We start from the raw sequence: 20125 nt of genomic DNA on the forward strand, positions 1-20125 counted from the left end.
CCCGGTCCCAGCCGGTCACGTCCTGCGTGGCCGGCCGGGACTGTCGCGGGGTACCCCGCTCACACCGCCGGCTGCTGCTGCGTGATGCAGTGGATTCCGCCGCCGGCCGCGAAGATCGGGCGGGCGTCGGCCAGGACCACCTCGCGCTCCGGGAAGAGGCGGCGGAAGATGTCCGCGGCGAGCTCGTCGTGGGGGTCGTCGAACGCGCACAGCACCACGCCGCCGTTGCAGAGGTAGTGGTTGATGTACGAGTAGTCGACCCAGTCGCCGTCCTCGTCCTTGAGGACGGTGGGGGCCGGGACCTCGATGACCTCCAGGGGGCGGCCCTGGGCGTCGGTCTGGTCGCGGAGGAGATCGACGTAGAGGCGGGAGCGCTCGTGGTCGGGGTGCTGGGGGTTCTGCTGGCTGTGGACGAGGACGGTGCCGGGGCGGGCGAAGGCGGCGACGATGTCGACGTGGCCCTGGGTGCCGTAGCGGCCGTAGTCGCCGGCCAGGCCGTGCGGGAGCCAGATCGCCTTGGTGGTGCCGAGTCTGGCGTGGATCTCCCGCTCGACCTGCTCGCGCGTCCACTCCGGGTTGCGGCCCGCGCCGAGCTGGACGGTGTCGGTGAGCAGGACGGTGCCCTCGCCGTCGACGTGGATCGCGCCGCCCTCGTTCACCAGCGGGCTGCCCACCACCGGCACACCGGCCACGTCCGCGACATGGCGGGCGATCTTGGAGTCGTGCTCCCAGCGGGCCCAGTCCTGGGCGCCCCAGCCGTTGAACACCCAGTCCACGGCCGCGAGTTCGGTGCCGTTCGTGACGAAGGTCGGGCCGATGTCCCGCATCCAGGCGTCGTCCAGCTCACGCTCGACCAGGTCGATCCCGGGGCCGAGGAGCGCCGCGGCCGACTCGGCGTCGCCGGGCGCGACGACCATCGTCACCGGCTCGAAGCGGCGGACGGCGCGGGCCACGGTGGCCCAGGCGGTACGGGCCTCGGCCAGTTCCTCGGCGTTCGTGAAGGTCGGGTTGGGGCTCGGCCAGGCCATCCAGGTGCGCTCGTGCGGCGTCCACTCGGCGGGCATGCGAAACATCATGAGTCAGGTCCTAGAGGAAGTAGAGGCGGTTGAGCGAGACGGACTCGGCCGCCTCCGAGCGGATCGGCGCGCCGTCGAGCGAGACGAGGCCCGTGTGCCCGTCGACCTGGACGTCGCCGGTGCGGGAGTTGAGCCGCAGGTCGGCCGGGCCGATGCCGCGGGTGCCGCGCACGGCGACGCGGCGACGCCGGGTCGGCATCGCGTCGGCACCGAGGTCGACGGCGGCCTGCGCGACGAAGGCGACCGAGAGGTCGGCGGCGGTCGCGCCGTGCGCGCCGAACTGCGGGCCGAGGACGAGCGGTTCGCAGGTGTCGGTGGCGGCGTTCGGGTCGCCCGTGACCCCGTACGCGGGGAAGCCGGACTTCAGCACCAGCTGCGGCTTGGCGCCGAAGAACTCGGGCCGCCACAGCACGATGTCGGCGAGCTTTCCGGTCTCGATCGAGCCGATCTCGTGCGCGAGGCCGTGGGCGATGGCCGGATTGATGGTGAGCTTGGCGAGGTAACGGAGCACGCGCGCGTTGTCGTCGTGCGCGCCGTCGCCCTCCAGGGGGCCGAGCTCGGCCTTCATCTTCCCGGCCATGGCGAAGGTCCGGCGTACGGTCTCGCCGGCCCTTCCCATGCCCTGCGCGTCCGAGGACGTGATGCCGATCGCGCCGAGGTCGTGCAGGACGTCCTCGGCGCCCATCGTCCCGGCCCTGATCCGGTCGCGCGCCATGGCGGCGTCGCCGGGCAGGTCGGTCTTCAGGTCGTGGACGGACACGATCATGCCGTAGTGCTCGGCGACGGCATCGCGTCCGAAGGGAAGCGTGGGGTTGGTGGAGGAGCCGATGACGTTCGGCACGCCCGCCATCTTCAGCACGTTGGGTACGTGTCCGCCGCCGCAGCCCTCGATGTGGAAGGCGTGGATGGTGCGCCCGTCGAGGACCTTCAGGGTGTCCTCGACCGACAGGCACTCGTTGAGGCCGTCGCTGTGCAGGGCGACCTGGACGTCGTGCTCCTCGGCGACCCGCAGCGCGGTGTCGAGCGCACGGGTGTGGGCGCCCATGTCCTCGTGCACCTTGAAGCCGGACGCGCCGCCCTCCGCGAGCGCCTCGACCAGCGGGGCCGGGTCGGAGGACGAACCGCGGGCCAGGAAGCCGATGTTGACGGGCCAGGCGTCGAAGGCGTCGAAGGCGTGGCGCAGGGCCCACGGCGAGTTGACGCCGACGCCCCACACCGGGCCGAACTCCTGGCCGATGACCGTGGTGACGCCGCTCGCCAGGGACGCCTCCATGATCCGGGGCGAGAGCAGGTGGACGTGGGTGTCGACGGCGCCGGCGGTGGCGATCAGGCCCTCGCCGGAGACGATCGAGGTGCCGGTGCCGACGACGACGTCCACGCCGTCGAGGGTGTCGGGGTTGCCGGCCCGCCCGATGGCGTGGACGCGGCCCTCGCGGATGCCGATCGAGGTCTTGCGGATGCCCTGCACGGCGTCGATGAGCAGCACGTTGCTGATCACGACGTCGCAGGTGTCGCGGACGGCGGCGGCCTTGAGGTGGAGTCCGTCGCGGGCGGTCTTGCCGAAGCCGGCCAGGAACTCGTCGCCCGGCTTCTGGGAGTCGGACTCGACGCGTACGACGAGACCGGAGTCGCCCAGGACCACCCGGTCACCGGCGCGCGGTCCGTGCACGGAGGCGTACTCGTAGGGGTCCATCAGACGTCCTCGCTTCCCAGGTAGCCGCAGGCCGCCGCCCTGCGGAGGGCCTCTTCCTTCGCGCCGGGCGCGTCCAGCGGGCCGTCGACCAGGCCGGCGAAGCCGATGGCGACGCGGGCGCCGCCGATCGGGACCAGCCCGACCTCGGCCTGGCCGCCCGGGTCGAAGCGGAAGGAGGCGCCGGCCGGGATGGCCAGGCGCATGCCGTAGGCGGCGGCACGGTCGAAGTCGAGGCGCGGGTTGGCCTCGAAGAAGTGGAAGTGGGAGGTGACGCTGACCGGGACGGCGGCCGTGTTGCGGACGGTGAGCGTGACGGCCGGGGCGGTCCCGGACCCGGCCCCGGACCCGGATGACCCGGATGACCCGGCCCCGGACCCGGTTCCGGCCTCGCTCTCCGTCTCCGTCTCGCTCTCCTCGTACGCGGGGCCCGGCAGCAGCGCGCCGGGCGCGGCCGGTCCGAGCGAGCCCCCGCCGATGGGGTCGGTGACCACGGCGAGCCGGGAGCCGTCGTCGAAGACGGCCTCGACGTGCACCTCCGTGACCACGTCGGCGACGCCGGGCAGCACGTCCTCGGGGCCGAGCACGGAGCGGGCCGCCTCGATCGCCTCGGCGAGCCGCCTGCCGTCGCGGGCCGCCTCGCAGACGGTGTCCGCGACGAGCGCGGTCGCCTCGGGGACATTGAGCCGCAGCCCGCGGGCCCGGCGGGCGCGGGCGAGCTCGGCGGCGCCGAAGAGCAGCAGCCGGTCGCGTTCCGTGGGGGTCAGTCGCACGTCCCGTACACCTCCTGATCGAGCCGATCCAAGAACTTTGAGCGACACTCTAAATGTTCGCGAGACATCTTCCAAGCATTGACGCGGCTCTCCGCGATGAGTCACATTGGCTGACATTGAGCGTCGCTCTAAACATCCCTCCCCTTGTCCCCCAGGGAGTTCCCATGGCGATAGAACAGCGCGGAGTCGACACCATCCCCGAGGCCGAACGCACCAGCGGCCCCCGTGACCTCGTCTCGATCCTGCTCGGCTCCAACCTCTGTCTCGGCGTGATCGTCTTCGGCTGGCTGCCGGTCTCGTTCGGACTCGGCTGGTGGGCCTCGGTCACCTCCGTCGTCGCCGGCACCCTCGTCGGCGTGGCCGTCACCGCCCCGCTGGCGCTCGTGTCCCTCCGTACCGCGACCAACCTCTCCACCTCCTCCGGCGCCTTCTTCGGCGTCCGCGGCCGGCTCGTCGGCTCGGTGGTCGGGCTGCTGCTCTCGCTCGGCTACACCGCGCTGACCCTGTGGATCGGCGGCGACGTGATGGTCGGCACCCTGGAGCGCCTGGTCGGTCTGCCGACCGGCGGCACCGCCCACGCCCTCGTCTACGCGTTCCTCGCCGCCTGCACGGTGGTCGGCGCGGTGTACGGCTACCGGCTGCTGCTGCGGCTGAGCAAGGCGCTCGCGGTCGGCATGACGGTGCTGCTCGCCGTCGGCCTCGTCGCGTACGCCGGGGACTTCACCACCGCGGCCGTGCCGGACACCCCGTATCTCCTCGGCTCGTTCTGGCCGACCTGGCTGCTCTCGGCCGTCGCCGCGGGGCTCAGCGGGCCGGTCGCCTTCATCACCCTGCTCGGCGACTACACCCGGTACATCTCCCCCGAGCGGCACAGCACGCGGACCGTGTGGCGGGCCACCTGCCTCGGCCTGACCATGGGCCTGCTCGTCCCGCAGCTCTTCGGCACCTTCACCGCCCTCGCGGCACGCGGCGGCCTGGACTACGCCGGGCCGCTCGTCGACGCGTCCCCCGCCTGGTACCTCGTGCCCCTGCTCGTCGCCGCCACGGCCGGCTCCGTCGGAAACGCCGGGCTGATGCTGTACTCGATGGGCCTCGACCTCGACGCGATCCTGCCGCGGGCCACGCGCGCGCGTGCCACCCTCGTGGTCGCGGCCGTGTCGACGGCCTTCGTCTTCCTCGGCCACTTCGCCTCGGACGCCCAGACGGCGATGACCTCGTTCGTGCTGCTGCTCACCGCGATCGGGACCCCGTGGGCGGTGATCACCCTGATCGGGCACGCGCGCTGCGGCGGTACGTACGACCCGGAGGCGCTCCAGGTCTTCAACAACCGCTCGCGCGGCGGGATCTACTGGTTCACGGCGGGCTGGCACCCGCGCGCCACCGTCTCCTGGGCGGTCGGCGCGGCGGTCGGCCTGGCCGCGGTGTCGACGCCGCTCTACGAGGGGCCGCTGCTCGCCCTGACGGGCGGGATCGACTGCAGCTTCGTGCTGTCCGGGATCGTGGGCGGTGCGCTGTACGCCGTACTGACGCCGGGGCAGCGCGCTCAGCACGCGGAAACGCCCGGGACGGTGACCGTCCCGGGCGCCCTGGTGGACTCGGAGCCGTAACCCCGGAGCCGTGACCCCGGAGCCGTAACCCCTGGGCCGTAACCCCTGAGTCCGGGGGCCTACTTGCCCAGCTCGTGCATCCAGCCGTTGACGTCCTCGGCCTTGCCGGTCTGGATGGCGAGCAGCGCCTCGCGCAGCTTCATCGTGACCTCGCCCGGCTGCCCGCCGGACTGCTGCCACTCGCCCCGGGCGGACTTGACCGTGCCGACCGGGGTGATGACGGCGGCGGTGCCGCAGGCGAAGACCTCGGTGAGGGTGCCGTTCGCGGTGTCGGCCTGCCACTGGTCGATGGAGACACGGGCCTCCTCGACCTCGTAGCCGAGCTCGGCGGCGAGCTTGAGGAGGGAGTCGCGGGTGATGCCCTCGAGGATGGAGCCGGTGAGGGTCGGGGTGACGATCTTGTTGCCGTACACGAAGTACAGGTTCATGCCGCCGAGTTCCTCGACCCACTTGTGCTCGACCGCGTCGAGGTAGCAGACCTGGTCGCAGCCCTTCTCCGCCGCCTCGGCCTGCGCGAGCAGGGAGGCCGCGTAGTTGCCGCCGGTCTTGGCGTCGCCCATGCCGCCCGGGACGGCGCGGACGCGGTCCTCGGAGGCCCAGATGGAGACGGGCTTGACGCCACCGGGGAAGTACGCGCCGGCCGGGGAGGCGATGACGACGAACAGGTACTCGTTGGCCGGGCGGACACCCAGACCGACCTCGGTCGCGATCATGAACGGACGCAGGTAGAGGGACTCCTCGCCACCGTGCGCCGGGACCCAGGCCTGGTCCTGGCGGACCAGCACGTCGCAGGCCTCGATGAAGGTCTCGACCGGCAGCTCGGGCATGCCGAGCCGGTGCGCGGAGCGCTGGAAGCGGCGCCCGTTGGCGTCGGGGCGGAAGGTGGCGACGGAGCCGTCGGGGCGGCGGTAGGCCTTCAAGCCCTCGAAGATCTCCTGGGCGTAGTGCAGGACGTTGGTCGCCGGGTCGAGGGAGAGCGGGCCGTACGGCACGAGCTGGCCGTCGTGCCAACCGCGGCCCTCGGTCCAGCGGACGGTGACCATGTGGTCGGTGAAGTGCCGGCCGAATCCCGGGTTGGCCAGGATCGCCTCGCGCTCCGCGTCGGACAGCGGGCTGGAGGAGGGCTTGAGCTCGATCGTGGGCGTCGTCATGAGTGCTTGTCCTTCACCGGTTGTGATGGGTCGGACCGCGCTCACGCCGCACGTGCTGCTGATGCTGGGACGTGTCCTCGGACGTCCGAGCTTTCCCACATGCCGCGGCCCCACGTCCGATTATCGCGCGTGGGGCCGCGGCACGAAACGTGCGGGTACGCGTAGACGCGTGTAGACGTGCGCGCGGTCCAAGGATTCGATGGTGGCACCGGACGGCCGCACAGGTACAGCCGCCGGGTGCGAGGCCCTGAGGGTGACCCGGCGGCTGGTGGGAGTTCAGCGGCGGGTCAGCTCGCTACTCGCGCGGCGAGCGCGTCGCCGATCTCGTCCGTGGAGCGGACGGCGTTGCCGCGCTCGGTGAGGTCGGCCGCGACGGCCTCCTCGATCCGGGCGGCCTCGGTCTCGTGGCCGAGGTGGCGCAGCAGCAGGGCGACGGAGAGGACGGTGGCCGTCGGGTCGGCCTTGCCCTGGCCCGCGATGTCCGGCGCGGAGCCGTGGACCGGCTCGAACATGGACGGGAACGCGCCGCTCGGGTTGATGTTGCCCGAGGCGGCCACGCCGATGCCGCCGGAGACGGCCGCGGCGAGGTCGGTGATGATGTCGCCGAAGAGGTTGTCGGTGACGATGACGTCGAACCGGCCCGGGTCGGTGACCAGGAAGATCGTGGCCGCGTCGACGTGCAGGTAGTCCGTCGTGACCTCGGGGAACTCGGCCGCGACCTTGTTGAAGATGTTCGTCCACAGGTGGCCCGCGAAGGTCAGCACGTTGTTCTTGTGGACCAGCGTCAGCTTCTTGCGGGGGCGGGCCTGGGCGCGGGCGAAGGCGTCCCGGACCACGCGCTCGACACCGAAGGCGGTGTTGACGGAGACCTCGGTGGCGACCTCGTGCTCGGTGCCCTTGCGGATGGTGCCGCCGTTGCCGGTGTACGGGCCCTCGGTGCCCTCGCGGACGACGACGAAGTCGATCTCGGGCTGGCCGGCGAGCGGGGTCGCGACGCCGGGGAGCAGCTTCGAGGGACGCAGGTTGACGTGGTGGTCGAAGGCGAAGCGGAGCTTCAGCAGGAAGCCCCGCTCCAGGACGCCGGACGGGACCGACGGGTCGCCGATCGCGCCGAGCAGGATCGCGTCGTGCTGCTTGAGGGCGTCGAGGTCGGCGTCGGTGAGGGTCTCACCGGTGGCGTGGTAGCGCTTGGCGCCGAAGTCGTACTCCTTCGTCTCCAGCTTCACATCCTGGGGAAGGACGGCCGCGAGGACCTTGAGGCCCTGGGCCACGACCTCCTGGCCGATGCCGTCGCCGGGGATGACTGCGAGATCGATGCTGTGAGACATGTCGGCACCCTACTGCTCGTCCCATCGTCTGACACGTCACGTCCACCATGTGGACGAACGGACAGTCGAGAGAGTGGGGGTCAGTGACCGGTCTCGCCGCCGTTGTCACGGCGGTCGAGGGCGCGCTGGAGGGCTGCGGCGGCGTTCTTGCGGGCGTCGTCGCTGGGGCGGACGGCGGAGTGGCGGACGCGGCGGGCGGTCTGAGCGGCCATGAGGGATCGACTCCTTGAGATCAGTACTCCGGACATGCGGGCGCGGAGTTGCGTGGTGATCGAAGGCGCCGGAAGGGGCGGGGAGCGCCGCCGCAGGGGTTGCCTGCATGGGGCGTCGCGCTCTCGACCGCCCTGCGCTCGATGGAGCGGGACGTTCGGCTTCTACAAAGCTAGGGCAGGCCGTCGCATCTGTCTCCACAATTACTCGGACTTCCTACTATCTGAGACGGCGAACGGGTCACACCCGGGCGCCACCGCCCCTCAGTTCACGGATCAGCGCCCGTACGGCGAGGGATCTGCCCAGCTCAGGGGTGGTGACATAGCCGACCGCGCGGGTCGGCCGGTCCGCTCCGAGATCGGTGATCTCCACCGAGGGCGGTGCTCCGATCAGGGACAGTTCCGGCATCACGGCCATGCCGAAACCACTGCTCACCATCGAGAGCACCGCTCCGTCGTCCTCCGCCTCCACGGTCGCCGCGGGCAGCCACTCCTGCGCCGCCCACCAGTCCCGGGTGTACGAGGTGCAGTTCTCCGCCCAGTCGACCAGCGGCAGCGAGCGCGGCGCCGGATGACCGGCCGGGTGCACCAGCGCGTACCCCTCCTCCAGGAGCAGTCCGCCGATCAGCTCCGGCGGTACGGGCGAGGTGGTGCCGATCGTCGCGATGCCCAGGTCCGCCCGCCCGTCGAGCACTTCACCGGCCGTGCCGCGCCCGACCTCCCGTACGATCCGGACCTCGGGCGCGATCCCCGGGTGCCGGGTGGTCAGGCGTTCCAGGGCCGGCGGCAGCAGACGCAGGGCCGCGCTGCGGAAGGCGGCGATCCGCAGCGGCCCGGCGAGCACCGGGTCCCCGCCGCCGCCACCCGCACCGCCGCCACCCGCGCCGACGCCCCGCACCTCGGCGCCCATCACCTCCAACAGCCGCAGCACCCGCCGGGCATGACCGAGCGCCACCTCCCCGGCCGCGGTGGGCGCGGCACCCCTGCGGCCCCGCTCGAAGAGCACGGCGCCGAGCCTGCGCTCACTCATGCGTACGGAGTGGGAGACGGCCGACTGGGTCATGCCGAGCCGGGCCGCGGCGGCGGTGAACCCGCCCTCGCTCCCGACGGCGAGCAGGATGCGCAGTTCATGCGGCGCGAGGTCGGTCATACGGCTCTCACCTCTGACTATGAGGAGCTTCGATGGATCGGCTGCTGCCATCGACGCAACCTACTGCCCGGCCGCCGGATTCCTTCCTACGGTCTGCGGCATGACGAACGAGACCATGATCACCGTCCACCAGACCGCCCGCCCGCACGGCTTCCCCACCCCGGACCTCTTCGCCTTCACCGAGTCCCCGGTCCCGGCCCCCGAGCCGGGCACGGCCCTGGTCGAGAACCTCCTCTGGTCCGTGGACCCGTACCACCGCGAGGCGATGGACGGGGACTTCCTGTGGACGCTGAACTCCCCCATGGAGGGCCGCACGCTCGGCCGGGTCCTCGACTCCCGCGACCCGGGCCTGCGCCCCGGCGACCTCGTCCTGCACCGCAAGGGCTGGCGCACCCACGCCCTCGTCGCCCGCGCCGAGGTCCGCCCGGTCCCCGACCTCGGCCCCGGGGTGCCGCTCGCCGCGCACCTCAGCATCCTCGGCGGCACCGGGCTCTCGGCATATGTGGGCCTCACCCGGATCGCCCGGCTCCAGGCGGGCGAGGACCTGTTCGTGTCGGCGGCCGCGGGCGGGGTCGGCACGGCGGCCGGGCGCTTCGCCCGGCTGCTCGGCGCCGGGCGGATCGTCGGCAGCGCGGGCTCGGCGCGCAAGGTCGCCCACCTCACCGGGCACATCGGCTTCGACGCGGCCTTCGACTACCACGAAGGACCGGTCGCCGCACTGCTCGCGAAGGCCGCGCCGGACGGCGTCGACGCGGTCCTCGACGGGGTGGGCGGCGATCACCTGGAGGCCGCGATCGGCTCCCTGCGGGAGTACGGGCGGATCGCCTGGGTCGGCGCGGTCGCCCAGTACCACTCGCTCGCGACTCCCCCGCCCGCCCCGCGCAACCTCTTCGACCTGGTGGAGAAGAGCGCGCGCCTGGAGGGCTTCCTGGTGCGGAACCACATGGACGCGCAGGAGGAGCTGTACGACTTCGCCGTGCCGCATCTGCGCAGCGGACGCCTTGAGCCGGACGTCACCGTGACCGAGGGCTTCGAGCACATCGTGACGGCGTTCCTGGGGATGCTGCGCGGCGAGAACACCGGCAAGGCACTCGTCTCCACGCGGGGGCTGGAGAGCTAGCTAGATTGCACAGCTAGATTGCATTCCTACCTAGGTAGTGATGGAATGCCGCCATGGCCGCAGACCGCAGATCCAGCTGGCTCAAGGGAGTCCTCGACCTGCTCGTCCTCTCCTGCCTGACCGACGGCGAGAGCTACGGGTACGAGATCGCCAAGGCGCTCGCGGAGGCGGGCCTGGGCGAGATCAAGGGCGGGACGCTCTATCCCGTACTGAACCGCCTGGAGGAGGCGGGCCTGGTGGAGGCCGAGTTCCGGGCCGCCGAGCGCGGGCCCGGACGGCGCTACTACCGGCTCACGGAGGTGGGCCGCACCCGGCTCGCGGCCGAGACCGAGGCGTGGACGGAGTTCCACCGGGCCGTACTGAGCAAGCTGCACACAGGGGGAACCGCATCATGAGCACCGACAATCACGGCACCTACTTCGCCGAACTCACGGAGACGTTGCGCGCCGCCGGGATCCCGGCCGGACAGATCACCCGGACGGTGGACGAACTGCGCGCCCACCTGGCGGAGTCGGGGACGGCGCCGGAGGAGGAGTTCGGCCCGGCCGCCGCGTTCGCGGCCTCGCTGGGCGGGCTCGCACCCGCGCCCGGCGAGCCGGAGGCCGACACGGAGGCCGGGACGGAGCACTGGACCTGGACGGCGGACCTCTTCAACGACCGGCGGATGCTCGCGGTCCACGGCGACCAGGGCTGGGAGGTGGAGTGCCTGGACTCCCTCGGCCGCTTCGTCTGCCGCCGCGCGTCCGGGGTCGCGCTCGCCTGGGAGTACCGGCGCGAGGTGATCGCCGGCCGCCGCCGCGCGGCGGTCCTCGGCGAACTGGAGCCCGAGGGCTGGGAGCTGTGCGGCGAGTGGCTGGTGTACGGCTACTTCAAGCGCCCGAAGGCGGCGACGGCCGGCCCGGCGGGCGCCCTGCGCTCGGTCCCGCGCACCCCGCTCGGGCATCTGTTCCTGAGCCGGCGGGCGAAGGTGCTGCTCGTGGTGTGGGCGCTGGCGTCGGTGGCGGCGTACGCGTCGATGGGCGCGCCGGGCCTGGCGGTCCTGGTGGCGTTCGGCGGCGCGGCTCTGGCTCTGCTGACGGCGAGCCTGGAGACGCGGAAGGGCAGGGAGATCGAGCGGGCCAAGGAGGAACAGAACTCCACTAACCATTAAAACTCCATTGACAGGTTAGAAGGAAACACGGTTGACTCCTCTCATCGCCACCTAACCAGTGAATACGCACTGAGAGGTTAGAGAGATGTCCGTGCTCCCGGTCCACCACCGCTCCGTCACCGTCCGCGGCCACGCGATCCACTACCGGGAGGCGGGCCCGGCCGACGCCCCCGTGCTCCTCCTCCTGCACGGCTTCCCGACCAGCTCGCACATGTTCCGCGACCTGATCCCCCGGCTCGCCGGCGGCTACCGCCTGATCGCCCCGGACCACCTGGGCTTCGGGCGCAGCGACGCGCCGGACGCCGCCGACTTCCCGTACACCTTCGCCGAACTGGCCGCGCTGACCTCGGACTTCACCGAGGCCCTCGGGCTCGACCGGTTCGCCCTCTACATCCAGGACTACGGAGCCCCGATCGGCCTGCGGCTCGCGCTCGCCCACCCCGAGCGGATCACCGCGATCATCAGCCAGAACGGCAACGCGTACGAGGAGGGCCTGGGCGCCGAGGCCTGGGCGCCGGTCCTGGCGATGATCGCCGACCGCACGCCCGAGACGGAGGAGCCCGTCCGCGCGATCCGCTCGCTCGACGGCATCCGCTGGCAGTACGAGACGGGCGTCCCGGACGAGTTCCGCGAGCTCCTCAGCCCCGACGCCTGGCACCACGACGCCGCCCTGATGGCCCGCCCGGGCCAGGACGCGATCCAGCTCGGCCTGATCGGCGACTACGGCGCCAACTTCGCGCTCTACCCCGCCTTCCAGGAGTACTTCCGCACCAGCCAGGTGCCCCTCCTCGCCGTCTGGGGCGAGGGCGACCAGGTCTTCGTCCCGGCCGGCGCCGAGGCCTTCCGCCGCGACCTCCCGGACGCCGAGATCCATCTGCTCCCCACCGGCCACTTCGCCCTGGAGACGCATGCGCCGGCGATCGCCGGGCTGATCGGCGACTTCCTGAAGAGGAAGGTCGGGGCATGAGAACCGCCCCCGTCCTGGTTTGGGGGTCCAGGAGGGGGGCGGTGATCAGGGGCCGCTCGGGGAGCGGCGGGCGGGCGTCAGCCCATGTGCGGGTAGCCGTACTCGGTCGGCGGGACCAGCGTCTCCTTGATGGCGCGGGTCAGCGTCCAGCGCATCAGGTTCTGCGGGGCGCCGGCCTTGTCGTTCGTACCCGAGGCGCGGCCGCCGCCGAAGGGCTGCTGGCCGACGACGGCGCCGGTCGACTTGTCGTTGATGTAGAAGTTGCCCGCGGCGTAGCGGAGCTTCTCCATCGTGTACGCGGCGGCGGCGCGGTCGTTCGCGATGACCGAGCCGGTCAGCGCGTAGGCCGACACCGACTCCATCTGCGCCAGCATCTCGTCGTACTTCGCGTCGTCGTAGACGTGCACGGCGAGGATCGGGCCGAAGTACTCGGTCGTGAAGACCTCGTTCTCCGGGTCGGAGCACTCGATGACCGTCGGGCGCACGAAGTAGCCCTCGGAGTCGTCGTACGTGCCACCGGCGACGATCGTGCAGCTCGGGTCGGCCGCGGCGCGGTCGATCGCGGCCTTGTTCTTCGCGAAGGCGCGGTCGTCGATGACGGCGCCGATGAAGTTCGACAGGTCGGTGACGTCACCCATGGTGATGCCGTCGACCTCGGCCGCGAACTCCTCCTTGAAGCCGTCGTTCCAGATGGAGGCCGGGACGTACGCACGCGAGGACGCGGAGCACTTCTGGCCCTGGAACTCGAAGGAGCCGCGGGTCAGCGCGGTCTTCAGGACGGCGCGGTCGGCGCTCGGGTGCGCGACGACGAAGTCCTTGCCGCCGGTCTCGCCGACGATCCGCGGGTAGGAGCGGTACTTCTCGATGTTGGTGCCGACCGTCTTCCACAGGTGCTGGAAGGTCCTGGTCGAGCCGGTGAAGTGGATGCCGGCCAGGTCGGGGTGGTTCAGGGCCACCTCGGAGACGGCGATGCCGTCGCCGGTCACCAGGTTGATGACGCCCTTCGGCAGACCGGCCTCCTCCAGGAGCTCCATGAGGAGCACGGCGGAGTGGGTCTGGGTCGGGGACGGCTTCCAGATCACCACGTTGCCCATGAGGGCGGGGGCGGTGGGCAGGTTGCCCGCGATGGCCGTGAAGTTGAACGGCGTGATCGCGTAGACGAAGCCCTCCAGCGGGCGGTGGTCCAGACGGTTCCAGACGCCCGGGGAGTTCGCCGGCGGCTGCTCGGCGAGGATCTGGCGGGCGTACGCCACGTTGAAGCGCCAGAAGTCGACGAGCTCGCACGGGGTGTCGATCTCGGCCTGCTGGGCGGTCTTCGACTGGCCGAGCATGGTGGAGGCGGCCAGCGTCTCGCGCCACGGGCCGGCGAGCAGCTCGGCGGCGCGCAGGATGATCGCGGCGCGGTCGTCGAAGGACATCGCGCGCCAGGCCGGGGCGGCGGCCAGGGCGGCGTCGATGGCGTCCTGGGCGTCGGCCTGGGTGGCACCGGCGAAGGTGCCGATGACGGCCTTGTGGTTGTGCGGCTGCACGACGTCGACGCGCTCGCCGCCGCCCATGCGCTTCACGCCGCCGATGGTCATCGGCAGGTCGCGCGGGTTCTCGGCCAGCTCCTTGAGCTTGGCCTCCAGGCGGGCACGCTCGGGCGAACCGGGGGCGTAGCTGTGCACCGGCTCGTTGACCGGAGCGGGGACCTGGGTGACAGCGTCCATGGGTCGCGTGACTCCTTCTTGAGGGGTGTGAGTCCGGGGGCGGGGGGCCGGGGGGTGAGTCCGGAGGGGGGTGGGGCTCAGCCCTTGGTGAGCATCGAGCGGACGAAGAACAGCAGGTTGGCCGGCTTCTCCGCGAGGCGGCGCATGAAGTAGCCGTACCAGTCGGTGCCGTACGCCGTGTAGACGCGCATCCGGTGGCCCTCGGCGGCGAGCCGGTTCTGCTCCTCGCTGCGGATGCCGTACAGCATCTGGAACTCGTACTCGTCCAGCTTGCGCCCGGCGCGCCGCGCCAGCTCCTGGGCGACCGAGATGAGGCGCGGGTCGTGGGACCCGATCATCGGGTAGCCCTCGCCCTCCATGAGGATCTTCATGATCCGGACGTAGGCCTTGTCGATCTCGCCCTTGTCCTGGATCGCGACCTCGGCGGGCTCCTTGTAGGCGCCCTTGACGATCCGCACGCGCGAGCCGGCGGCGGCCAGGCGGCGGGCGTCCTCCTCGGTGCGGAAGAGGTAGGCCTGGATGACGCAGCCGGTCTGCGGGAAGTCCTTCCGCAGCTCCTCGTGGATGGCGAACATCGAGTCGAGGGTGGTGTGGTCCTCGGCGTCCAGGGTGACCGTGGTGCCGATCTCGGCGGCGGCCGCGACGACGGGGCGGACGTTCGCGAGCGCCAGCTCGTGCCCGTTGTCGAGGGACTGGCCGAACATCGACAGCTTGACGGACATCTCGGCGCGGGTGCCGAGGCCGAGGTCCTTGAGGCGGCCGATCAGCTCCAGGTAGGCGTCGCGGGCGGCGTAGGACTGCTCGACGGTGGTGATGTCCTCGCCGACGACGTCGAGGGTGACCTCGAGACCGCGGGCGGCCAGGTCCTGCACGATCGGGACGACGTCGTTCACCGACTCGCCCGCGATGAAGCGGGCCACGACCTGCTTGGTCCCGGGGGCGGCCGACACGAAACGGCGCATCTTGTCGCTGCGCGACGCGGCGAGGATCACGGGACCCAGCACGGGGACCTCCAGAGGGCGGGGTGACGAAAGGTGCCGTACCCGATCTTCGGTAAGGAATCGGGAACAGCACGAAGAACCACCGTGAAACCTAAGGATCGCTCCGATCGTCCGCCATCTACAGCTGTCACGCATCCGTGTCCCCGCTCTCAGACATCTGTCTGAAGAATCGGGGTCCGTGGTGCGAGAATGGCGCCGTGAAGGGCGATTACCAGGAGCTGGTCGACGAGATCTCGACGCTGCTCGGCACCCCCGCGACCCTGGAGAACCGCGACTTCGGGCTGATCGCCTTCGGCGCGCACGACAGCGACGACGACAGCGCGATGGACCCGGTCCGGACGCGGTCGATCCTCACCAGGAAGTCGACGCCGGCGGTGCGGGCCTGGTTCGAGGGCTTCGGGATCACCCGGGCGACCGGCCCGGTGCGGATCCCGGCCGCCCCGGACGCCGGGGTGTTCCGGGACCGGATCTGTCTGCCCGTACGCCATCGGGGTGTGGTCCTCGGGTACGTGTGGCTGCTCGACGCCGAGCCGGGCCCCTCGCACGAGCGGCTGGCCGCGGCGATGGAGGTCGCGGCCCGGATCGGGGACCTGCTCGCCGACGAGGAGCGGGCCGGGGCCGACCTGTCCCGGGAGCTGCGGGCCACCCTGACGGCGGAGCGCGGCTGGCAGTACGACATGGCCGTCGCCGCCCTGCGCGCCGCGCTCGGCCCGGACGCGGACGGGCTGCACACCCTGGTCTGCGTCGCGCCCTGGCCCGAGGAGGACTCCCCCTCGCCACGTACGGTGCCGGGCGCGGCCGCCCTGTGCACGGTGCCGTGGAGCCCGCCGGCGTGGGCGGGTCCGGTGGCGGGTCCGGTGGCGGCCTTCGGCACGGGCCGCGGCGCGGGCGCGGGATCGGGCCGCGGCGCGGGCGCGGGGTCGGGCCGGAGCCCGGGCGGCGGGCCGGGTGCGGGATCCGCACCGGGCTCACCCACGGGTCGCACCTCGGGGCCGGCACCGCACCTGCCCGGCTCCGACGCCGGGCCGGGCCGCGCTCTCGCCGCGCTCGTCCGACTGCGCTCGGGCGACAACCTCTCCCCCGCCACCACGGCGGCCGGCCGGCTGCGCGGCTTGGGGGGCGCGGGGGGCGCGGGGGCGGTCGCCGGCATCGCCGCGCCGCGCCGCGGGCTCGCGGACCTCGACCTCGCCTGGCGGGAGGCCACGTCGGCCGCGCGGGCCGCGAGCGCCCAGCCGCACCTCGGCCCCCTGGCCGAGTGGGCCGCCATCGGCCCGTACCGGATGCTCACCGCCCTCCCGGCGGCCGAACCCGACCCGGCGGTCCGCGCGCTGCTCGCCCCGGCCCATGCCGAACTGGCCCGCACGGCCGAGGCGTTCCTCGACCACGCGGGCCAGGCCGGCCGCACGGCCACGGCCCTCGGCATCCACCGCCAGACCCTCTACTACCGCCTCTCCCGCGTCGAGCAGCTCACGGGCCTGGACCTGGACGCGGGCGAGGACCGCCTGCTGCTGCACATGGCGCTGAAGGCGGCGCGGCTGTAGGGAGGTTCGGCAGCCGCCCCTCGGCTACCGCTCCCCCATCAGGACCTTGAGGCCCTCGGTCAGGTCGTCCGCGCTCGGGGCCGTGTCCGGGTCCACCAGCCACTGGATCATCACGCCGGTGGCGAGGGCCTGGCAGAGGAGACCGGCCACCCTCGCCTTCTCGGGGTCCTTCTCGGGGTCGATGCCGAGGAAGCCCTGGGCCATGCCGAGGCGGCCCTCGCGCTGGGGCTCCTTGATGGCCTCGCGCAGCTTCTCGTCGTCGTCGAGGCGGGTGACGACCTCGGTCTGGAGTTTCCAGACCGGGCGGCTCGGGCCCGCCGCCGCGATGACCTGTTCCCAGACGGCGCGGAAGCGCTCGTACGGGTCGGCCGGGAGCGGGGTCGCGCCGTCCGGGCCCGCGGCGCCGGCCTGGCCGCCCCATTCCTCGGTCAGGGCCAGGAAGGCCTGCTGGAGGAGGGCGTCCTTGGAGCCGTAGTGGTAGCCGATGGAGGCGAGGTTGGTGCCCGAGGCGGCCACCACGTCACGGGCGGTGGTGCGGGCGTAGCCCTTCTCCAGGAGGCAGCGCTTGGCGCCTTCGAGCAGATCTTCCTTGTGTCCCATGACAGCACTGTACCCGGCCGCTAGACGAACGTGTAAGACGTACGTCTAGCGACCGGGCACAGAGGGTGTCCACCGGATCGGACCCGGTCAGGCCAGGTCAGGCCGGGTCAGGCAAGGTTGACCGAGCGGGCCGAGGCCGCGCCGATCTCCTCCGCGATCTCCGCGAGCACCGGCGCCGGGACGGTCTCGTCGACGGTGAGCACCACCAGCGCCTCGCCGCCCTCGTTGGTCCGGGAGACCTGCATGCCCGCGATGTTCAGACCGGCCTCGCCGAGGATCCGGCCGACCGTGCCGACGACGCCCGGGCGGTCCTCGTAGCGCAGCACCGCCATGTGGTCCGCGAGCGCCAGGTCCACGTCGTACTCGCCGACGGCGACGATCTTCTGCAGGTGCTTCGGGCCCGCGAGCGTGCCGGAGACCGAGACCTCCTGGCCGTTGGCGAGCGTGCCGCGCACGGTGACCATGTTGCGGTGGTCGGGCGACTCGGAGCTGGTCGTCAGGCGCACCTCGACACCGCGCTCCTGCGCGAACAGCGGGGCGTTGACGTACGACACGGTCTCGTCGACCACGTCCTCGAACACGCCCTTGAGCGCGGAGAGTTCGAGCACCTTCACATCGTGCTGGGTGATCTCGCCGTACACCTCGACGTCGAGGCGGGAGGCGACCTCGCCGGCCAGGGCCGTGAAGATCCGGCCGAGCTTCTCGGCGAGCGGCAGACCCGGCTTCACGTCCTCGGCGATGACACCGCCCTGGACGTTGACCGCGTCCGGGACCAGCTCGCCCGCGAGCGCCAGACGCACCGACCTGGCGACGGCGATGCCCGCCTTCTCCTGGGCCTCGTCCGTGGAGGCGCCGAGGTGCGGGGTGCAGACGACCTGGTCGAGCTCGAAGAGCGGGGAGTCCGTGCAGGGCTCCTTCGCGTACACGTCGAGGCCCGCGCCGGCGACCCGGCCCTCCTTGAGGGCCGAGTACAGCGCGGCCTCGTCCACGATCCCGCCGCGCGCGGCGTTGACGATCCGGACCGACGGCTTGACCTTGTGCAGCGCCTCGTCGCCGATGAGACCGAGGGTCTCCGGGGTCTTGGGCAGGTGGACGGTGATGAAGTCGGCGACCTCGAGCAGCTCGTCCAGGGACAGCAGCTTCACGCCCATCTGGGCGGCGCGGGCCGGCTGCACGTACGGGTCGTAGGCGACGACCTTCATGCCGAAGGCGGACATGCGCTGGGCGACCAGGACGCCGATGCGGCCGAGGCCGACGACACCGAGGGTCTTCTCGCTGAGCTCGACGCCCGTGTACTTGGAGCGCTTCCACTCGCCGTTCTTCAGCGCGGTGTTGGCCTGCGGGATGTTGCGCGCGGTGGCGACGAGCAGACCGCAGGCGAGCTCGGCGGCGGTGACGATGTTGGAGGTCGGGGCGTTCACGACCATCACGCCGGCCTTGGTGGCGGCGGAGACGTCCACGTTGTCCAGGCCGACACCGGCGCGGGCGACGACCCGGAGCTTCTTCGCGGCGGCGACGGCCTCGGCGTCGACCTTGGTCGCGGAGCGGATCAGGATGGCGTCGACATCGGCGATCGCGGGGAGCAGCTCGGCGCGGTCCGCGCCGTTGCAGTGCCGGATCTCGAAGTCCGGGCCCAGTGCGTCGACGGTGGCGGGCGACAGCTCTTCAGCGATGAGTACGACGGGTTTCGAGCTCACGTTGAGTCCTCACAAAGACGGTGCGGACGGCCGTCCCGACGGCCGCAGCGGTGGAGGGGGGCTAGCCGCGTGAAAGCGCACGACGCTGTGGGCCCAGACGCGATGTTGTTGAGCAGTGTAGTGGTGCGGAGGCGCGGTACCTGCGCCTCGTTGGAAGGATCACTCTTCCGTGGTTGGACGAGGTGTCCAGGATGTGGCCCGGGGCCGGACACAGTGTCCGGCCCCGGCCCGGGAGGCTTACGCCTCGTCGTCGTTCACCCAGCTCATGAGCTTGCGCAGCTCCTTGCCGGTGGTCTCCAGGAGGTGCTTCTCGTCCTGGGTCTTGTACTCGTTGTACTTCTTCAGACCGCCGTGGTACTCGTCCATCCAGTTCTTGGCGAAGGTGCCGTCCTGGATCTCGGCGAGGACCTTCTTCATCTCGGCCTTGGTGGCGTCGGTGATGATCCGCGGGCCGGTGACGTAGTCGCCCCACTCGGCGGTCTCGGAGACGGACCAGCGCATCTTCTCCAGGCCGCCCTCGTACATGAGGTCGACGATGAGCTTCAGCTCGTGCAGGCACTCGAAGTACGCGATCTCCGGCTGGTAGCCGGCCTCGGTCAGGGTCTCGAAGCCCGCCTTGACCAGCGCGGCGGTGCCACCGCACAGGACGGCCTGCTCGCCGAAGAGGTCGGTCTCGGTCTCCTCGGTGAAGGTCGTCTTGATGACGCCGGCGCGGGTGCCGCCGATGCCCTTGGCGTACGAGAGGGCCAGCGCGAACGCGTTGCCGGTGGCGTCCTTCTCGACGGCCGCGATGCACGGGACGCCGCGGCCCTCCTCGTACTGGCGGCGGACCAGGTGGCCCGGGCCCTTCGGGGCGACCAGGGCGACGTCGACGCCCTCGGGGGCCTTGATGAAGCCGTAGCGGACGTTGAAGCCGTGACCGAAGAACAGGGCGTCGCCGGCCTTCAGGTTGTCCTTGATGGACTCCTCGTAGACCTGGGCCTGGATCGGGTCCGGCACCAGGATCATGATGACGTCGGCCTCGGCGGCCGCCTCGGCGGGCGTGACGACGCGCAGGCCCTGCTCCTCGGCCTTGGCCTTGGACTTGGAGCCCTCGTGCAGACCGACGCGGACGTCGACACCCGAGTCACGGAGCGACAGCGCGTGGGCGTGGCCCTGGCTGCCGTAACCGATCACCGCGACCTTGCGGCCCTGGATGATCGAGAGGTCGGCATCGGCGTCGTAGAACAGCTCGGCCACTGGATATCTCCTTGAGGTGCTGGTGTTGCGACCCACCGTACGGCGGGGTGCGGAAGGAAGGTTTTCGGGTCTCGCCAGGCGGACCGCCGGGTGGACCGGCGGTCGGCCTCTGGTGAC

18 protein-coding genes are annotated in these 20125 nt (G+C 71.8%); 6 read left to right on the plus strand and 12 right to left on the minus strand.

The annotated features are described in order from the left end of the window. Positions 1 to 59: 59 nt before the first annotated feature. From AB0C73_RS24680 to ureA, 3 genes are read right to left on the minus strand one after another with little or no spacing between them, the layout of a single operon-like run. A complete protein-coding gene (locus AB0C73_RS24680; protein ID WP_362533897.1) occupies positions 60 to 1076 on the minus strand; it encodes an agmatine deiminase family protein in 1017 nt (338 codons plus the stop codon). Positions 1077 to 1086: 10 nt separating this feature from the next. Continuing rightward, on the minus strand, positions 1087 to 2769 hold the full coding sequence (locus AB0C73_RS24685; protein WP_362533900.1) for an urease subunit alpha: 1683 nt from the start codon (positions 2767 to 2769) through the stop codon (positions 1087 to 1089). Continuing rightward, positions 2769 to 3539 (minus strand): urease subunit gamma, encoded by a 771-nt coding sequence (gene ureA, locus AB0C73_RS24690; RefSeq protein WP_362533902.1) that lies wholly within the window; start codon positions 3537 to 3539, stop codon positions 2769 to 2771. Before ureA ends, AB0C73_RS24685 begins: the two co-directional genes overlap by 1 nt. A gap of 164 nt (positions 3540 to 3703) precedes the next feature. Between ureA and AB0C73_RS24695 the strand changes: the two genes are divergently transcribed. Further along, entirely contained in the window at positions 3704 to 5146 is a 1443-nt protein-coding gene (locus AB0C73_RS24695; RefSeq protein ID WP_362533905.1) for a cytosine permease, read from the plus strand. A 59-nt stretch (positions 5147 to 5205) separates the two neighbouring features. On the opposite strand, the gene AB0C73_RS24700 is transcribed toward AB0C73_RS24695, so the two are convergent. The 4 genes from AB0C73_RS24700 to AB0C73_RS24715 all read right to left on the minus strand — a co-directional run bounded on the left by AB0C73_RS24700 (position 5206) and on the right by AB0C73_RS24715 (position 8984). Continuing rightward, on the minus strand, positions 5206 to 6297 hold the full coding sequence (locus tag AB0C73_RS24700) for a branched-chain amino acid aminotransferase (protein ID WP_362533908.1): 1092 nt from the start codon (positions 6295 to 6297) through the stop codon (positions 5206 to 5208). A 287-nt stretch (positions 6298 to 6584) separates the two neighbouring features. Further along, complete coding sequence (locus AB0C73_RS24705; RefSeq protein WP_362533911.1) at positions 6585 to 7625, minus strand: 3-isopropylmalate dehydrogenase; 1041 nt, start codon at positions 7623 to 7625, stop codon at positions 6585 to 6587. 80 nt (positions 7626 to 7705) lie between these two features. After that, entirely contained in the window at positions 7706 to 7837 is a 132-nt protein-coding gene (locus AB0C73_RS24710; protein WP_265864692.1) for a hypothetical protein, read from the minus strand. Positions 7838 to 8075: 238 nt separating this feature from the next. Next, positions 8076 to 8984: a LysR family transcriptional regulator gene (locus AB0C73_RS24715; protein WP_362533914.1), complete on the minus strand. Its 909-nt coding sequence runs from the start codon at positions 8982 to 8984 to the stop codon at positions 8076 to 8078. 100 nt (positions 8985 to 9084) lie between these two features. Here AB0C73_RS24715 and AB0C73_RS24720 point away from each other — a divergent pair, with 100 nt between their 5' ends. The 4 genes from AB0C73_RS24720 to AB0C73_RS24735 all read left to right on the plus strand — a co-directional run bounded on the left by AB0C73_RS24720 (position 9085) and on the right by AB0C73_RS24735 (position 12221). Continuing rightward, positions 9085 to 10104 carry an NADP-dependent oxidoreductase gene (locus AB0C73_RS24720; RefSeq protein ID WP_362533916.1) on the plus strand — a complete coding sequence of 340 codons (1020 nt, stop codon included), beginning with the start codon at positions 9085 to 9087 and terminating at the stop codon, positions 10102 to 10104. Between the two features lie 53 nt (positions 10105 to 10157). Further along, positions 10158 to 10499, plus strand: a complete 342-nt coding sequence (locus AB0C73_RS24725) for a PadR family transcriptional regulator (protein WP_362533919.1) — start codon at positions 10158 to 10160, stop codon at positions 10497 to 10499. Next, a complete protein-coding gene (locus AB0C73_RS24730) occupies positions 10496 to 11254 on the plus strand; it encodes a hypothetical protein (RefSeq protein WP_362533921.1) in 759 nt (252 codons plus the stop codon). The genes AB0C73_RS24725 and AB0C73_RS24730 overlap by 4 nt, the downstream gene beginning before the upstream one ends. 85 nt (positions 11255 to 11339) lie before the next feature. After that, positions 11340 to 12221: an alpha/beta fold hydrolase gene (locus AB0C73_RS24735; RefSeq protein WP_362533924.1), complete on the plus strand. Its 882-nt coding sequence runs from the start codon at positions 11340 to 11342 to the stop codon at positions 12219 to 12221. Between the two features lie 77 nt (positions 12222 to 12298). Here AB0C73_RS24735 and pruA read toward each other — a convergent pair whose 3' ends face one another. Both pruA and AB0C73_RS24745 read right to left on the minus strand, forming a co-directional pair. Next, on the minus strand, positions 12299 to 13930 hold the full coding sequence (pruA, locus tag AB0C73_RS24740) for an L-glutamate gamma-semialdehyde dehydrogenase (RefSeq protein ID WP_362533926.1): 1632 nt from the start codon (positions 13928 to 13930) through the stop codon (positions 12299 to 12301). 77 nt (positions 13931 to 14007) lie between these two features. Further along, complete coding sequence (locus AB0C73_RS24745) at positions 14008 to 14934, minus strand: proline dehydrogenase family protein (protein WP_362533929.1); 927 nt, start codon at positions 14932 to 14934, stop codon at positions 14008 to 14010. Between the two features lie 194 nt (positions 14935 to 15128). Here AB0C73_RS24745 and AB0C73_RS24750 point away from each other — a divergent pair, with 194 nt between their 5' ends. Continuing rightward, positions 15129 to 16472 carry a helix-turn-helix domain-containing protein gene (locus tag AB0C73_RS24750; protein ID WP_362533931.1) on the plus strand — a complete coding sequence of 448 codons (1344 nt, stop codon included), beginning with the start codon at positions 15129 to 15131 and terminating at the stop codon, positions 16470 to 16472. Between the two features lie 24 nt (positions 16473 to 16496). Here AB0C73_RS24750 and AB0C73_RS24755 read toward each other — a convergent pair whose 3' ends face one another. The 3 genes from AB0C73_RS24755 to ilvC form a co-directional block, all read right to left on the minus strand. Then, positions 16497 to 17072, minus strand: coding sequence for a TetR/AcrR family transcriptional regulator (locus tag AB0C73_RS24755; RefSeq protein WP_362533932.1), 576 nt, complete (start codon positions 17070 to 17072; stop codon positions 16497 to 16499). A 107-nt stretch (positions 17073 to 17179) separates the two neighbouring features. Beyond that, complete coding sequence (gene serA, locus AB0C73_RS24760) at positions 17180 to 18769, minus strand: phosphoglycerate dehydrogenase (protein ID WP_362533935.1); 1590 nt, start codon at positions 18767 to 18769, stop codon at positions 17180 to 17182. A 237-nt stretch (positions 18770 to 19006) separates the two neighbouring features. Continuing rightward, positions 19007 to 20008 (minus strand): ketol-acid reductoisomerase, encoded by a 1002-nt coding sequence (ilvC, locus tag AB0C73_RS24765; RefSeq protein WP_362533938.1) that lies wholly within the window; start codon positions 20006 to 20008, stop codon positions 19007 to 19009. Positions 20009 to 20125: the final 117 nt, after the last annotated feature.

Origin of the sequence: Streptomyces sp. NPDC048623 (genome assembly GCF_040650755.1) — a bacterium.
In the GTDB taxonomy this organism is placed as follows: domain Bacteria; phylum Actinomycetota; class Actinomycetes; order Streptomycetales; family Streptomycetaceae; genus Streptomyces.